Annotated in this window: 12 protein-coding genes; 5 read left to right on the top strand and 7 right to left on the bottom strand. The window is 70.9% G+C overall.

Annotated elements, in window-relative coordinates; translation table 11 throughout:
* Nucleotides 1-109 precede the first annotated feature (109 nt).
* Nucleotides 110-979, top strand: a complete 870-nt coding sequence (locus ISO16_RS23295; protein WP_072634571.1) for an oxidoreductase — start codon at nt 110-112, stop codon at nt 977-979.
* 65 nt (nt 980-1044) lie between these two features.
* On the opposite strand, the gene ISO16_RS23300 is transcribed toward ISO16_RS23295, so the two are convergent.
* From ISO16_RS23300 to gvpJ, 4 genes are all read right to left on the bottom strand, one after another.
* Nucleotides 1045-2115 carry a potassium channel family protein gene (locus tag ISO16_RS23300; RefSeq protein ID WP_006946916.1) on the bottom strand — a complete coding sequence of 357 codons (1071 nt, stop codon included), beginning with the start codon at nt 2113-2115 and terminating at the stop codon, nt 1045-1047.
* A gap of 96 nt (nt 2116-2211) precedes the next feature.
* Nucleotides 2212-2850 carry a potassium channel family protein gene (locus ISO16_RS23305; protein ID WP_072634572.1) on the bottom strand — a complete coding sequence of 213 codons (639 nt, stop codon included), beginning with the start codon at nt 2848-2850 and terminating at the stop codon, nt 2212-2214.
* Nucleotides 2851-2869: 19 nt separating this feature from the next.
* Entirely contained in the window at nt 2870-4246 is a 1377-nt protein-coding gene (locus ISO16_RS23310; protein WP_083662402.1) for a potassium transporter TrkG, read from the bottom strand.
* Between the two features lie 114 nt (nt 4247-4360).
* A complete protein-coding gene (gene gvpJ / locus ISO16_RS23315) occupies nt 4361-4780 on the bottom strand; it encodes a gas vesicle protein GvpJ (protein ID WP_072634484.1) in 420 nt (139 codons plus the stop codon).
* Between the two features lie 405 nt (nt 4781-5185).
* On the opposite strand from gvpJ, the gene ISO16_RS23320 reads away from it, so the two are divergent.
* Nucleotides 5186-6571, top strand: a complete 1386-nt coding sequence (locus ISO16_RS23320; RefSeq protein WP_072634485.1) for a wax ester/triacylglycerol synthase family O-acyltransferase — start codon at nt 5186-5188, stop codon at nt 6569-6571.
* Here the strand turns inward: ISO16_RS23320 and ISO16_RS23325 are convergent.
* From ISO16_RS23325 to ISO16_RS23335, 3 genes are all read right to left on the bottom strand, one after another.
* A complete protein-coding gene (locus ISO16_RS23325) occupies nt 6531-8846 on the bottom strand; it encodes a DEAD/DEAH box helicase (protein ID WP_006946907.1) in 2316 nt (771 codons plus the stop codon). The two genes, ISO16_RS23320 and ISO16_RS23325, sit on opposite strands and share 41 nt — an antisense overlap.
* A 170-nt stretch (nt 8847-9016) precedes the next feature.
* Nucleotides 9017-9439 carry an organic hydroperoxide resistance protein gene (locus ISO16_RS23330; protein WP_072634486.1) on the bottom strand — a complete coding sequence of 141 codons (423 nt, stop codon included), beginning with the start codon at nt 9437-9439 and terminating at the stop codon, nt 9017-9019.
* Nucleotides 9436-9927 carry a MarR family winged helix-turn-helix transcriptional regulator gene (locus ISO16_RS23335; protein ID WP_029541744.1) on the bottom strand — a complete coding sequence of 164 codons (492 nt, stop codon included), beginning with the start codon at nt 9925-9927 and terminating at the stop codon, nt 9436-9438. Before ISO16_RS23335 ends, ISO16_RS23330 begins: the two co-directional genes overlap by 4 nt.
* A gap of 149 nt (nt 9928-10076) precedes the next feature.
* On the opposite strand from ISO16_RS23335, the gene ISO16_RS23340 reads away from it, so the two are divergent.
* The 3 genes from ISO16_RS23340 to ISO16_RS23350 all read left to right on the top strand — a co-directional run bounded on the left by ISO16_RS23340 (nt 10077) and on the right by ISO16_RS23350 (nt 15329).
* On the top strand, nt 10077-12503 hold the full coding sequence (locus tag ISO16_RS23340) for an ATP-dependent Clp protease ATP-binding subunit (protein ID WP_072634487.1): 2427 nt from the start codon (nt 10077-10079) through the stop codon (nt 12501-12503).
* 325 nt (nt 12504-12828) lie between these two features.
* Nucleotides 12829-13824: an MCE family protein gene (locus tag ISO16_RS23345; RefSeq protein ID WP_006946898.1), complete on the top strand. Its 996-nt coding sequence runs from the start codon at nt 12829-12831 to the stop codon at nt 13822-13824.
* A 365-nt stretch (nt 13825-14189) separates the two neighbouring features.
* Nucleotides 14190-15329 carry a type III polyketide synthase gene (locus tag ISO16_RS23350; protein WP_230304421.1) on the top strand — a complete coding sequence of 380 codons (1140 nt, stop codon included), beginning with the start codon at nt 14190-14192 and terminating at the stop codon, nt 15327-15329.
* Nucleotides 15330-15336 lie beyond the last annotated feature (7 nt).

Genomic DNA, 15336 nt, shown 5'->3' on the forward strand with positions numbered 1-15336 from the left:
GACCCTATCGCCGGCCTGTTTCGGGAACGTGTCGGCGACGTGTCGGCGCCGGGCGGGTGGCCGAGCGGGTTCCTTTCCCGGATGTCCCGTTCCCCGTAGGGTGGCCGACATGACGGCTTGGACCACACGCGACATCCCGAAGCAGGACGGCCGCACCTTCGTGGTGACGGGCGCCAACAGCGGCCTGGGCGAGGTGGCGGCCCGCGCACTCGGGGCCGCGGGGGCGCGGGTGGTGCTGGCGTGCCGGAACGTGGCCAAGGGCGAGGCCGTGGCCCGGGAGGTCGGGCCCAACGCGCGGGTGCGGCGCCTCGATCTGGCCGACCTGGCATCGGTGCGTGAATTCGCCGCGGGTGTCGACGAGGTCGACGTGCTGGTCAACAACGCCGGTGTGATGGCGGTGCCGCTGCGCCGCACCGTCGACGGATTCGAGATGCAGATCGGAACCAATCACCTCGGCCACTTCGCCCTCACCGCCCTGCTGGGCGAGCGCGTCACCGACCGCGTGGTGACGATGTCGAGCGGCATGCACCGGATCGGCCGCATCGATCTCGACGACCTGAACTGGGAGCACCGTCGCTACGACCGGTGGCTGGCGTACGGGCAGTCGAAGCTGGCCAACCTGCTGTTCACCCACGAGCTGCAGCGCCGGCTCACCGAGCAGCAGTCCCCGGTCGTGGCGGTGGCCGCGCACCCGGGATACTCCTCGACGAACCTGCAGTCACACACCGAGTCGATCCAGGACGTGTTCCTGGGCGTGGCGAACCGGCTGGTGGGGCAGTCCCCGCAGACCGGAGCGCTGCCGCTGCTGTACGCGGCCACCGCGCCCGGCGTCGAGCCCGGCGGGTACTACGGTCCCGGTGGCCTGTTCGAGCTGCGGGGCGACCCCGAGCGCGTCGAATCCAATTCGCGCTCGCACGACGAGGCTGTCGCCCGCGGACTCTGGGAGCTGTCGGCGCGGCTGTGCGCCCCGGCCGGATAGCGGAACCCGGGACGGCAACCGCACGGTCGGTCCGAGACGCCCCGGCCGGTCCGGGGACGTTCCGATCAGTCCGAGACGCGTCGGAGGTAGAGCAGCCGGTCGCCGGCCTCCACCGCCTCGACCTCCGGGGACCCGACACGCAGTAGGCGGCCGTTGCGTTCGACGCCCAGGACGATGTCGGGGAGGTGCCGCGGTGAGCCGCCGACCTCGCCGGGTTCGACCTCGCGTTCGGCGATCGCGAAGCCTTCCTCCGGGGTGAGCAGGTCCTCGATCATTTCCACGACGTTCGGGGTGATGGTGGCGGCTCCGAGCAACCGGCCCGCCGTCTCGGAGGAGATCACCACCGTGTCGGCGCCCGACTGGCGGAGCAGATGGGTGTTCTCCGATTCGCGGATGGCCACGACGATCTTGGCGGCGGGGGCGAGTTCACGGGCGGTGAGGGTGACGAGCACCGCGGTGTCGTCGCGGTTGGCGGCGACGACGATCGAGTCGCAGTGCGGCACCCCGGCCAGGCGCAGCACGTCGGACTTGGTCGCCGAGCCCTGGACGGTGACCAAGCCCTGGCCGCTGGCGGCGTCGAGCACCACGGGGTCGGTGTCGACGACGACGATGTCCGAGGGCGCGGCGCCGTCGCCGAGCATCGCCTCGACCGCGGTGCGGCCCTTGGTGCCGTAGCCGGCGACGACGGTGTGGTTGCGCACGCGGTGTCGCCAGCGTTGGATGCGGAAGGTTTGGCGGGAGCTCTCGGTCAGGGCGGAGAGGGTGGTGCCGACCAGGATGATGAGGAAGAAGATCCGCAGCGGGGTGATGACCAGGACGTTGACGAGGCGGGCCTGCGGTGTGATGGGGGTGATGTCGCCGTAGCCGGTGGTCGAGAGCGACACCGTCGCGTAGTAGAGGCAGTCCAGCAACGACAGTTCGTTGTCCTGGGCGTCGGAGTAGCCGTCGCGGTCGAGGTAGACGACGAGCACCACCAGGGCCAGGGCGATCAGGGCGTATCCGATCCGGCGCACGATCGCCCGGCCCGGGCTGGTCTGTAGCTGCGGCACCCGCAGGATGCCCACCAGCGCGAAGTCGGGTCGCTCGGTCAGGGCGTCGGAACGGCTGAACCGGGTCCTCAGCGTGCTACCGGGCACGACCGGTGCCGTTCGGTGCCGCGGCCGGGTGGGGGTCCGGTCGCTCCTGGTGCGCTGTCGGTGACATCGTCTGCAGCCTACGTCGTTCCGGTGCTGTCAGGTGAGTTCGCTGAATCGTTCGGTGTTCCGGACCCGCCCGGAGACGATGATGGTGTCCCCGGGGGCGAGGACGGTGTCGGCGGTGGCGTAGGTGAAGTCCTCGCCGGGACGTTTGATCGCCACGACGGTCACGCCGAAGTCGGAGCGGACGGCGGTGTCGCCGAGGCGCCGGCCGATCGCGAACGCCGGCGGGGTCGTCTTGACCATCGCGAAGCCGTCGTCGAACTCGATGTAGTCGATCATCCGGCCGCGCACCAGGTGGGCGACCCGCTTGCCCATGTCGTGCTCCGGCCGGACGACGTGGTGCACCCCGATCTGGGTGAGGATCTTCGCGTGCGCGTTGCTGATCGCCTTGGCCCAGATGTTGAGCACGCCCAGGTTGATCAGGGCGGAGGCGGTGAGCAGGCTGGCCTCGAGATCGGAACCGATTCCCACGACGGCGCGGCCGTACTCGTGCACCGACAGTTGCCGCAGCGATTCCTCGTCGGTGGTGTCGGCGACCACGGCGTGGGTCAGGCGGTGGGCGACCTTCTGCACCACGGCGTCGCTGGAGTCGATGCCGAGGACCTCGGTGCCCTGGCTCATCAGCTCGAGCGCGAGCGACTTGCCGAACCGCCCGAGCCCGAGCACGACCACCACGTCGGCGGCGGATTTCCTAGCCAATGAAGGGCCTTTCTTCCGGGAGTTCGTAGCGCCGGCCGCGATCGCGGGCGGCGAGAGCGCTCACGAGGGTGATCGATCCGATGCGGCCCAGATACATCAGGAGCACCAGGATCAGCTGCCCCCAGACGGGCAGCTGGGCCGTGATCCCGGTGGACAGGCCGACGGTGGCGAACGCGGAGGTGACCTCGAACAACAGGACGTTGAGGTCGAACGAGGTCCCCGCCAACAGGGCGATGGTCGGCACCATCACCAGGGCGACACCGATCAGGGCCACCGACAACGCCTGACGCTGGACCCGGGTGTCGATGCGCCGGTCGAAGACGATCACCGAGCGCTCGCCGCGGGCCTCGGCGAGGATGACGAACAGCAGAAGGACGAAGGTGGTGACCTTGATTCCGCCGGCGGTGCCGCCGCTGCCGCCGCCGATGAACATGAGCACGTCCGTCACCAGGAGGGTGGCCGGGTCCATCTGGGCGTAGTCGACGCTGTTGAAGCCGGCGGTGCGGGGCATCACGCCCTGGAACGCGGCGACGAGCAGCTTCTGGCCGAAGTCGTAGTGCTGCAGGGTGCGGGTCCACTCGAGCACCAGCACCAGCACCGGTCCCACCACCAACAGCACCGCGGTGACGGTCACGGTCAGGCGGGTGTGCAGGCTCCAGCGGTGGCTGCGGCCGCGCAGGTGCCGGGTCACTTCGAACAGGACCGGGAACCCGATGCCGCCCAGGATCACCGCGAGCATCAGCGGCACGCAGATCCACGGATCGTCGGCGAATCCGATGATGTTGTCGCTGTAGAGCGCGAAGCCGGCGTTGTTGAACGCCGAGACGGAATGGAACACTCCCAGCCACACCGCACGCAGGGGCGGCTCCTCGTAGCCGAGCGCAAACCGCAGGGCGAGCGCCACCGCGGTGACCGACTCGATGAGCACGCTCATCCGCACGACGCCGACGACGACCGAGCGGACGTCGCCGAGCCCCGACGCACGCACCTCGGCCGCGGTATTCAATCGGGCCTTGAGGCCGATCCGGTTCGCGAGCAGCAGGCCGACGAGCGAGGCCATGGTCATGATCCCGAACCCGCCGGCCTGGATCAGGGCCAGGATGATGCCCTGGCCGAAGCCGGACCAGTGCGTGGGCGTGTCGACGACGACCAGGCCCGTCAGGCACATCGCCGAGGTAGCGGTGAACAGGGCGTCGACGAGGGAAGTCGCGGTACCGGGCAGGCTCGCCGCGGGCGTGAGGAGCAGGAGCGTGCCGACGGCGATCGCGGCGGCGAAGCTCAGCGCCACGACCCGGACAGGAGTGAGCGTCGCCCGCGCCGCCATGCGCCGCAGCAGGGACGGCGCGAACGCACCGGTGCGTGTCCTCACCCGGAGGAGACTAGACCTGCTCCGGGCCGCCGGGGAACCGGACGGCGGTGGCAGGAGTTCGGACCCATGCCGTGACGGCGGCGGGTGCGGGCCGCCGATCGGCGGAGGTGAACGTCACCGGTCTCTGCTGCGGGATCGGCGTGGCGCCGGCTCCCGTTCGTCCTCGTTGCCGGCGAGCAGGCCACGGACCCGTTCGCCGGCGGAGTCCAGTGCGCCCTTCGTCTTGTGCTCGGCGGCCTTCTCGGTGAGTGTCCCGGCCACGCCGCCGACGACGTCCGTCAGGCCCTTCGGCTCGGTCGTGGAGATCTCGAGCCTGTTGACTGCCTCGGCGAAACGCAGGTAGGTGTCGACGCTCGCCACCACGACCCGTGCGTCGATCGTGATGATCTCGATGCCCACGAGCGAGACGCGGACGAATGCGTCGATGACGAGTCCCTTGTCGAGGATGGTGTCGATGACGTCGGCGAGGCCGGACGAGTTCGGCCGTGCCATCGTGCCACCGCCCCCACCTCCGCCTGCGGATTGGATGGTCATGGTCCGCGCTCCTGTCGCTCCAACGGTCCGCGAGCCGCCGCGCCGCGCGGGAGACCTCTCGTGGGGCGGTGCCCGTGTAAGGGCTATAGCCACGCGCTCCCGAGTCGAAACACGCCCGCGCGAAGAAATACGGGGGGACCAGCTCCAAAGACATACCGTGCGACCGGTTTGTTGCTATCGTCACTTCGGGCCGCGATCCCGGCAGGGAGGTCACTCCGCCAGGCGTCCGCGCGGACGTACGAGCGGGGAGTGCCGGCCCCTACGTCTCCGCGTCGTCCGGGACTGGACGAGGGGTAGTCCCCGCGGCGCGGAGACGTCACACCATTTCCGCGCGTCGCGGGCACGTCCCTGCGGAGATGGCCGGGTTACCGCACGCGCGGGCTGTTTCGGCGCCACGATGGGGGAATGCAGGTGATGAGCCTTCCCGAGGCGCTGTTCGTGCTGCTCGAAACCTCGTCGCGTCCACTGCACCTCGGGGCTCTCGCGTTGTTCGAGCCCCCGCCGGATGCCGGGGACGACCACGCCCGTCGCATGTACGAGACGCTGCTCACCCACGGCGAGGTGGCGGATCCGCTGCGCCGGCGCCCGGTGCGGACGCTGCGCGGGGCCGGCTACCCGTGGTGGTCGCGTCCCGAGGACGTCGACCTGCGGTTTCACGTACGTCACACCGCCGTGCCCGGATCCGGTTCGTTGGCAGACCTGCTGGCCCTCGTCTCCCGGATCCACGGCTCCCCGCTCGACCCGCTCCACCCGATGTGGGAGGTGTACGTCATCGAGGGACTCGAGGACGGGCGCACCGCGATGTACGCGAAGATCCACCTGTCCCTCGCCGACGGCCCGGCCGGCCTGCGCCTGCTGCACCGGAGCATGTCCACCGACCCCGGCGCCCGCGACTGCCCCGCGCCGTGGAGCCCGGAGGTGGTGGCCCCCCGGGCTCGGCTGTCGCCCCTTCCCACCTCGTGGCTGCGCGCCGGGCTCCGGGTCGGCGCGGAGGTGTTCGCGATGACCCCGGAGATCGGCAGGCTGGTCACGGAGGGCGTGCGCCGGCACCAGGTGGCGCTGCCGTGGCAGACGCCGCCCACGATGTTCAACGTCGCGGTGGGGCGGGGCCGGACCCTCGCGGCGCGCTCCTGGCCGATCGAGCGGCTCCACTCGGTTGCGACGTCGGCGGACACCACGATCGACGCGGTCGTACTGACGATGTGCGCCGGCGGCCTGCGCGCGTATCTGTCCGAGCGGTACGCGCTCCCGGAGGCACCGCTGACCGCGATGCTCCCGGTGCCGATGAACCTCGGTGGCGCCGCGGTCGGTCCCGGCGGCCGCGAACCCGGCGTCGGAGCGATGGTGATCAGCCTGGCCACCGACGAACCCGATCCCGCGGTGCGGCTCGCCCGGATCGCCGACTCGCTCGTCCACACCGACCGGGTGGTCACCGCGCTGAGCGGAACCCAGTTCCTGATGCTCAGCGCGTTGTCGCTGAGCCCGCTCGCGCTCGAGCCGGTGCGGCGGTTCGTCGACGAGATCCCGCCGCCGTTCAACGTGCTGATCTCCTACCTGCCGGGACCTTCCCGCACCCGGTACTGGAACGGTGCGCGGCTGACCGGCATCTACCCCGTGCCGGCCGTGCTGAACGGGCAGGCGCTGAGCATCACCCTCACCGGGAACGACGGCCGGCTCGATCTCGGGGTGGTCGGCGACCGCCACGCGGTGCCCGCCCTCGACCGGCTGGTCGAGCTCCTCGAGGGCGCGCTCACCGAACTGGAGAGCGCTGTGGGTACCCGGCCGCGGTGAAGCCGGCCGGCTCCACCGGGCACTCGCCCCTGCCGATCTGCCCGAGCAGGTCGAGGGTACGCAGGTAGCGCCGGACGAGATCGCCCGCCGACAGATCCGACTCCGCCGCCTCGCGCAGGGCCGCGGACACGCCGTCGCCACGGGCCCACCGGTGGATCGCGCGCATCGCCACCGGATCCGGTTCGGGGCCCGCGGGCAGGCCGTGCCGGCGCTCCGCGTCGGACAGTTCCCGCCACAGCCGGACCGTCGCGCGGTACGCGGCGTCGACACCGGCCGTGGGGGCTCCGCCGCCGGGCGCCGGCCGTCGCGATTCGCCGAGCACACTCGACACGACGGCGGCCAGCTCGGCCGGATCGAGGCCCGCCCACACGCCGGTTCTCAGGCACTCGGCAACGAGAAGGTCGCTGCCGCAATAAATCCGGCCCAGCATCCGGCCGTGGTCGGTGGCCACCGCCTCGCCGGTGTACGGGTCGGACAGGATGTACCCGCGTTCGTCGAGCAGCCCGAGGACACGGTCGAACGTCTCCACGAGCCGGCCGGTGGCGGCGGCGACCTGCCCGCGCAGCACCTCGGTGTCGGCGGCCAGCGCGCGACGGCGCTCGGCGACGGTGATCAGGCGTTCCCGATCGGCGTGCCGGTGCCCGGGGTGCGAACGCACGGCCCGCGCGAGAGCGGTCACCGCGTCGGCGGTGCCGCTGGTGCGTGCCGCGGCCAGCCGCTCGCGCAACTGCTGGTACTCGGCGAAACCCTCGGCGTCCCCGAGTTCGTCGTCGAGCCGGTGGAGCGTCGCCGCGTTCGTCGTCGCCGCGGTGGCCAGCGCGGCCACCGAATGCTCCGCCTGGAACTGGGCGAAGGACCGGCCGAGCAGGTCCCGGGCTCCGGCGACGCCGAGCCGGTCGACGAGGTTGACGGCGGTGTTGTAGCCCACCCGCAGGGAGCTGTTCAGCGGGTAGGTGCGGGTGGAGGCGAGCCCCGCGACGGTGGCCGGCTGCACCTCCGGGCTCCACAGCACGACCGCGTGGCCCTCCCGATCGATGCCGCGACGGCCGGCCCGTCCCGTCAACTGGGTGTACTCGCCGGCGGTGAGGCGGACCGGCCCGGCGGTGGTGTGCTTGACGAGGCGTTCGAGCACGACGGTCCGTGCGGGCATGTTGACGCCCACGGCGAGGGTCTCCGTGGCGAAGACGATCCGGACGAGGCCGAGGCCGAACAGCTCCTCCACGGCGTGCCGGAATACCGGCACCATGCCCGCGTGATGGGCGGCGAAGCCGCGTTCGAGTCCGTCGAGCCAGTCGGCGAATCCGAGCGCGTCGAGGTCGGCGGGGGAGAGGCCGGCGGTGTGCCGGTCGACGATGCGGCGGATGCGGGTGACGTCGGCGGCCTCGGTGAGCCGCAGCGACGAGCGCAGGCATTCGGCGACGGCCTCGTCGCAGCCGCTGCGGCTGAAGCGGAACCAGATCGCCGGCAGCAGCGACTCGGCCTCGAGCCGCGCGACGAGCTCGGGCCGGTCGACGCCGGCCGGGCCGGGCGTGGCCGTGCGGCGGCGCCGGCGACGCGACGGGACGGCGGGGGCGGCGTCGACGAGCTGGCGATGCGCGACGTACCGCACGAGGTTCTCGTCGATCGCACCGGTGGTGGGGGAGAACAGGTCGAACAGCCGGCCCCCGGCGAGCACGTGCTGGTGCAGCGGAACCGGCCGCGTCTCTTCGACGACGACGGTGGTCGCGCCGCGGACCCGGCCCAGCCAGGCACCGAACTCCTCGGCGTTGCTGACCGTCGCGGACAGGCTCACCAGGCGCACGGTGCCAGGTAGATAGAGGATGGCCTCCTCCCACACCGCGCCGCGCTCGCGGTCGGCGAGGTAGTGGACCTCGTCCATCACGACGTGGGTGAGCCCGTCGAGGAGGGGCGAGCGGCCGTGCAGCATGCTGCGCAGCACCTCGGTCGTCATGACGACCACGGGTGCGTGCGGGTCGACCGAGACGTCTCCGGTGAGCAGGCCGACCCGCTCGTCCCCGAGTTGCGCGGCGAGGTCGGCGTGCTTCTGGTTGCTCAGGGCCTTGATGGGCGTCGTGTAGAAGCACTTGCCGCCGGCGGCGAGCGCCAGGTGCACCGCGAACTCGCCGACGATCGTCTTGCCGGCGCCGGTGGGGGCACAGACGAGCACGTCCCGGCCCTCGTCGAGAGCGCGACAGGCGCGGACCTGGAAGTCGTCGAGCGTGAAGCCGAGTCCCGCGGTGAACTGCGCGAGCCGCGGCCCGTCCTGCCTGCACACGCAATCCACGCTACGCGTGCCTGGGGACGGACCGCGGCGAGCCGCGCGAGAGTGACCGCGGCGAGCCGCGCGAGAGTGACCGCGGCGAGCCGCGCAGGTGTGACCGCGGCGAGCCGCGCAGGTGTGACCGCGGCGAGCCGCGCAGGTGTGACCGCGGCGAGCCGCGCGGGTCAGTCCTCGGTGACCTCGAGCTCGACCTCGATGTTGCCGCGGGTGGCGTTCGAGTACGGGCACACCTGGTGGGCCTTCTCGGTCAGTTCGAGGGCCTGGGCGCGCGGCACGTGGGGCAGCGACACCTCGAGCGTGACCTTCAGGCCGAAGCCGCCGCCGTCGGTGCGGCCGATGCCGACGCGTGCTCCGACCGCCGAGTCGGCGACGTCGGCCTTGTCCTGCCGGGCGACGAGCTGCAGCGCCGAGTGGAAGCAGGCGGCGTATCCCGCGGCGAAGAGCTGCTCGGGATTGGTGCCCTCGCCGGTGCCGCCCATTTCGGTGGGGATGGCGAGGCCCAGGTCGAGCTTGCCGTCGGAGGTCCGGGCGCGGCCGTTGCGACCCTCTCCGGTGGCGAGTGCTTCGGCGGTGTAGAGCACGTTCATGGCTTCTCCTGTGGGGTGGCGGGATGGGGATCTGGTGTTTCGGGGCGGTGCAGCGCCTCGGTCATGCGGTGGAGCGTGTCGCGAAGGGCGGCCAGCTCGTCGGCCGCGAGGCCGCTCGCGCGGGCCATGCGCGCGGGGATGTCCTCGGCGCGGGCGCGCAGCTCGCGCCCGGCCTCGGTGAGGTGGATCTGCACGCGGCGCTCGTCGCTGCTCTGCCGCCGGCGTTCGAGCAGTCCGGCGCTCTCGAGCCGCTTGAGGAGCGGGGAGAGGGTGCCGGTGTCGAGGTCGAGGGCGTCGCACAGGTCGCGGACGCCGCGGCCGCCGTGGTCCCCGCGGCTTTCCTGTTCCCACAGGGCCAGGAGTACGAGGTACTGCGGGTAGGTGACGCCGAGCCGGTCGAGCATGCCGCGGTAAGCGGCGGTGGTGGCCCGGGAGGCGGAGTAGAGCGCGAAGCAGACCTGCCGGTCGAGCGCGAGATCGTCGGACACGAGAAATAAAGTAGCGCACCGCTATGTTGTGCACAACTGAAATTCGGGCCTCGGGGATATGGCGCACATCACACCATCTGTGGAATTGACAGGGGACCCGACACGTTAGTTGAGTGAGAAAGACTCAAGTCCGAGAGAGAGGCTTCGGAATGCCGGCATTCTTCGGGCCTGGTGGCCCTGGGCGTATCGACATCACCCGCTACCTGAGCCGTGGCACCCAGGAACTCATGGCCGCTGCGGCCCGATTCGCCGCCGAACGCGGCGACACGGACCTCGACGCGCTCCACGTCCTGCACGTGATGGCGGAACAGGACCCGGTCCGGTCGGTCATGACCCGCGCCGGGGCCGATCCCGCCGAGGTCCTGGCCGCGGTGGAGCAACGGCTCCCGCAGGAACAGACCCGCACCGCGGTCACCGCTCCCGCCCTCACCGGCGCGATCAAGACGGTGCTGCTCGAGGCGCACCAGCTCACGCGCGCCCTCGGCGCGACCTACATCGAACCCCAGCACCTGTTCGTGGCCCTCGCCGCCGACCAGGAACACGGGGTCGGAGGGCTGCTCGTCTCGGCCGGGATCACCGCTCAGTCGCTCCAGGCCGCCCTGCAGCCCGCCGCGCCCGCCGAGGCGGCGCAGGAGCAGTCCGCCACCCCCACCCTGGACAAGTACGGCGTAGACCTGACCGAGCGTGCCCGCGGCGGCGGCATCGACCCCGTCATCGGCCGTGCCGACGAGATCGAGCAGACCGTCGAGATCCTCTCCCGCCGCACCAAGAACAACCCGGTTCTGGTCGGTGAGGCCGGTGTCGGCAAGACCGCGATCGTCGAGGGCCTGGCCCAGCGCGTCGTCGACGGCGACGTCCCGGACAGCCTGCGCGGCAAGCGGATCGTGCAGCTCGACCTGACCGGTATGGTCGCCGGCACCCGGTACCGCGGCGACTTCGAGGAGCGGCTGACCAAGGTGCTCGACGAGATCGCCGCGCACTCGGACGAGCTGATCGTCTTCGTCGACGAGATCCACACCGTCGTCGGCGCGGGCGGCGGCAACGAAGGCGCGATGGATGCCGGCAACATTCTCAAGCCCAAGCTCGCCCGCGGGGAACTGCACATCGTCGGCGCCACCACGCTCGACGAGTACCGCAAGCACATCGAGAAGGATCCGGCGCTCGAGCGCCGCTTCCAGCCGGTCACCGTCGGCGAACCCGGCCACGACGACGCGGTCGCGATCCTGCGCGGCCTGCGGGACCGCTACGCCGAACACCACGGTGTGCGGTACACCGACGACGCGCTCGACGCCGCCGTGGACCTGTCGGTGCGGTACCTGCCGGACCGGCACCTGCCCGACAAGGCGATCGACCTGATCGACCAGGCCGGTGCCCGGCTGCGGCTGCGCTCACCGCGCGTCGACGAGAAGGCGTTGCGCGAGCAGCTGGCCCGGCTCGAGGCCGACAAGGACCGGGCCGTCGCGGCGGAACGCTACGAGCAGGCCTCGCGACTGCGCGACCAGATCACCGAGGTGCAGGCCCGTCTCGATACCGGCGCCCCCGCCGGTGCCGAGGTGCCCGAGGTGACCGCGGAACTGATCGCCGAGGTCGTCTCCCGCGCCACCGGTATCCCGGCGACGCGGATGACCCAGGCGGAGAAGGAGCGGCTGCGCGGCCTCGAGGACGAACTGCACCGGCGCGTCGTCGGGCAGGACGAGGCCGTCCGGGCCGTGGCCCGGGCCGTGCGGCGCAGCCGCGCCGGCATGAGCGATCCGCATCGGCCGGTCGGCAGCTTCCTGTTCCTGGGTCCCACCGGCGTCGGCAAGACCGAACTGGCGAAGGCGCTGGCGGAGGTGCTGTTCGGCGACGAGCGCAAGATGCTGCGGGTGGACATGAGCGAGTTCGGCGAGCGGCACACCGTCAGCCGCCTCGTGGGGGCGCCCCCGGGCTACGTCGGCTACGGCGAGGCGGGTCAGCTCACCGAGCAGGTGCGGCGCAACCCGTACTCGGTCGTGCTGCTCGACGAGATCGAGAAGGCGCACCCGGACGTGTTCAACACCCTGCTGCAGGTGCTCGACGACGGCCGGCTCACCGACGGCCAGGGCCGCACGGTCGACTTCACCAACACCGTGGTGATCATGACCAGCAACCTCGGCTCGGACATCATCTCGAGCCGCGGCGGGGCGCTGGGCTTCAGCACCGGGGACGCCGAGGCGGCCGAGAAGCCGCTGCGGGACCGGGTGATGGGCCGTCTGCGCGAGTCGATGCGGCCGGAGTTCCTCAATCGCATCGACGAGATCGTGATCTTCCGCAAGCTCGACACCGAGCAGCTGCACCGGATCACCGACCTGCTGTTGGACGACAGCCGCAAGCGACTGCACGCCAAGGGAATCGAGATCGAGTTCACCGAGGCCGCCGTCGACTGGATTGCCGAGCACGGCCACCAGCCGGAGTTCGGGGCGCGGCCGTTGCGCCGGTCCATCCAGCGCGCCGTGGACGACCGCATCGCCGACCTGCTGCTCGACGACGTGCTCGTCGAGGGTGGGCAGGTCCGAGTCGACGTCGCCGACGACGAACTGGACCTGATGGTGCGCTGACGCTGCCACCGACGCGCAGGGACGCGGGGCGGTGACCGGAACCGGTCACCGTCCCGCGTGCTGCGCAACGGGTCCACGGTCCGCGGTCGTCGTCGAGCCCGGCTCCGAGCGGGCGTCGGCGACGCGGCCCTGTTCCACCGGCCCCTGCGGCATTTGTCCGTTGTCCGGGTGCGCAACTTGTCACCCGCAGTGACAGTGATCACACTGACTGGGCAGCGGTCTGCGATCCCGTGCGGGCCCGGGGTCGCAACGAAGGAGCCGCCCAGGCGGATGTGCAGCAGGGGGAGACGCGGATCGCGGTCGACGAGGAGGAGTTGCAGACGCCATGGCCGAACCTCGCAGCCCGGCCGCGGTGGGAGCCCTCGCCATCCTCGTGATGCTGCTGGCGACGCTGGCGGTCTTCTCCTTCGATTCGCTACCGCTCCTGGGAGCCGGCGCCCTCTACCGTGCCGAGTTCACCGAAGCAGCGGGCCTGAGACCCGGCAACGAAGTCCGGATCGCCGGTGTCAAGGTCGGCAAGGTCATGTCGGTCGAACTCGAAGGCGACCACGTCGAGGTGACGTTCGGAGCCAAGGACGCGTGGATCGGTGACAACACCTCCGCCTCCATACAGATCAAGACGATCCTGGGGCAGAAATACCTGGCCCTCGACCCCCGTGGCTCCGAGGTCCTGAATCCGCGGGAGGTGATCCCACGCGACCGCACCACATCTCCCTACGACGTGCTCGAGGCCTTCTCGGCGGCGGCACAGACCATCGGGGAGATCGACTCCACCCAACTCGCCCAGAGCCTGACGGTGTTGTCCCAGGCATTCGACAACACCTCCGACGACATCCGCGCCTCCCTCGACGGCGTCACCCGACTCTCACAGACCATCGCGAGCCGCGACCGAGAATTGCGCAGACTGCTCGACGCGACCGAGCACACCACAGGGGTGCTGGCCGACCGCAATGCCGAATTCACTCAACTGATCACCGACGCCGGACTGCTCATCGGGGAACTGAACAGCCGGCAGCAGGCGATCTCCCAGCTGCTCACCGGAACCCAGCGCCTGTCCCGGCAACTGACCGGACTCGTGCGCGACAACGAAGCCACCATCGGACCGGCACTCGAACAACTCCGCGGCGTCGTGCAGATCCTCGACGCCCGCAACGACGACCTGAACCGGGCGCTGGAGCTGTACTACCCCTTCATCCGCATGTACACGAACATCATCGGCAACGGGCGCTGGTTCGAGGGAGTCATCGTGAATCTCACCCCGCCCGGGTTGCCGGATATTTCGGCGCCGCGCAGTCCCATTCGCACGATGGAAGGCAATTGACCGGCAGACGTCGCATGAGGCCGCAGCGCAGACAGGTCACGCCGCTTCGCCCGCACCGCCACCGGCCCACCTCCGCTCGCCGACACGGGACTGCACATCCGAGCAGTTGCACCGGCATCCCCAACCGAGGGATGATCGTTCGGTCCGGCGCCCACGTCCCATAGCGGCCGCACGCTCCGAAGACGTGGCCCCGGCGGCGGGACGCCGTTCCGGGTTCCGAACCGGACGTCCCCGCGCCCCCGGCTCTCACCCCCAGGGTCACACTTCTCACCCCTAGGGTGGCTATCGAGGCTCCCGATCCCGGACAAGTGTCGAGCTGGGTAAGTGGCGCGGCGCCACAAGCCGCGCGATGCGAGGAGTCACTCATGAGCATCGTCAACCTGCAGGCAGACCCCCGGGCCGGTCCGGGTCAGCGCTCCACACCGAAACCCCTCGTCGAGGGGACGACGCTGGCGGGGGTGTGCGGCGTCGTACCACCGCACCGTTACGCTCAGGCCGAGCTCACCAAGATGTTCGCCGACTACTGCCTCGGGGAGGACGGCGACATCAGGTTGCTGCAGCGGCTGCACGCCAATGCCGAGGTCCGGACGCGGCACCTGGTGCGCCCGCTCGAGCGCTATCCGGAGCTGCACGACTTCGACGATTGCAACAACACGTTCATCGAAGGTGCGATCGAGTTGGGTGCGGCCGCCGTGACCGGCGCGCTCGCCCAGTCCGGGATTCGACCCGACGAGGTGGACTTGATCATGTCCACCACGGTCACCGGTGTCGCCGCCCCGTCGATGGAGGCCCGGATCGCGTATCGGGTCGGGCTGCGACCCGACGTCAAACGGGTGCCGATCTTCGGGCTCGGGTGCGTTGCCGGTGCGGCGGGAACAGCGCGTCTGTACGACTATCTGCTCGGGCACCCCGACGACGTGGCCGTCCTGCTGTCCGTGGAACTGTGTTCGCTGACGGTGCAGCGCAACGATCACTCCATCGCCAATCTCGTGGCGACCGGGCTGTTCGGCGACGGTGCGGCAGCGGTGGCCGCCGTCGGCGCCCGGCGCGCCGAACGGACCCGGGCGCGCGGGCCCCGGGTGATCGCGTCGCGCAGCCACCTGTACCCGGACACCGAGCGGACCATGGGGTGGGATGTGGGGTCGAGCGGCCTGAAGATCGTCCTCGATGCCCAGGTGCCCGTCGTGATCGAAAAGTACCTCGGTGCGGACGTCCGCTCGTTCCTGGCCGAACACGGACTGCGGACGGACGACATCACCGCCTGGGTCTGCCATCCGGGAGGGCCGAGGGTGATCCGCGCGGTCGAGTCCGAGCTCGGTCTGTCGTCGCAGGCGTTGGAGATGACCCGCCGGTCGCTGGCCGCGGTGGGGAACCTGTCCTCGTCGTCGGTCCTGCACGTGCTGCGGGACACGCTCGAACAGCGCCCCCCGGAACCGGGCACTCCGGGGCTCATGATGGCCATGGGGCCGGGGTTCTGCTCCGAACTCGTCCTCCTCGAGTGGTAGCGCGGAC

Source organism: Rhodococcus sp. M8, assembly GCF_015654185.1.
Lineage (GTDB): Bacteria > Actinomycetota > Actinomycetes > Mycobacteriales > Mycobacteriaceae > Rhodococcus > Rhodococcus aetherivorans.

Coding starts and splice junctions, on each gene's coding strand:
- ISO16_RS23320 (WP_072634485.1), top strand. CDS start 5,186: ATGCAGGTGATGAGCCTTCCCGAGGCGCTGTTCGTGCTGCTCGAAACC.
- ISO16_RS23350 (WP_230304421.1), top strand. CDS start 14,190: ATGAGCATCGTCAACCTGCAGGCAGACCCCCGGGCCGGTCCGGGTCAG.
- ISO16_RS23340 (WP_072634487.1), top strand. CDS start 10,077: ATGCCGGCATTCTTCGGGCCTGGTGGCCCTGGGCGTATCGACATCACC.
- ISO16_RS23330 (WP_072634486.1), bottom strand. CDS start 9,439: ATGAACGTGCTCTACACCGCCGAAGCACTCGCCACCGGAGAGGGTCGC.
- ISO16_RS23295 (WP_072634571.1), top strand. CDS start 110: ATGACGGCTTGGACCACACGCGACATCCCGAAGCAGGACGGCCGCACC.
- ISO16_RS23345 (WP_006946898.1), top strand. CDS start 12,829: ATGGCCGAACCTCGCAGCCCGGCCGCGGTGGGAGCCCTCGCCATCCTC.
- gvpJ (WP_072634484.1), bottom strand. CDS start 4,780: ATGACCATCCAATCCGCAGGCGGAGGTGGGGGCGGTGGCACGATGGCA.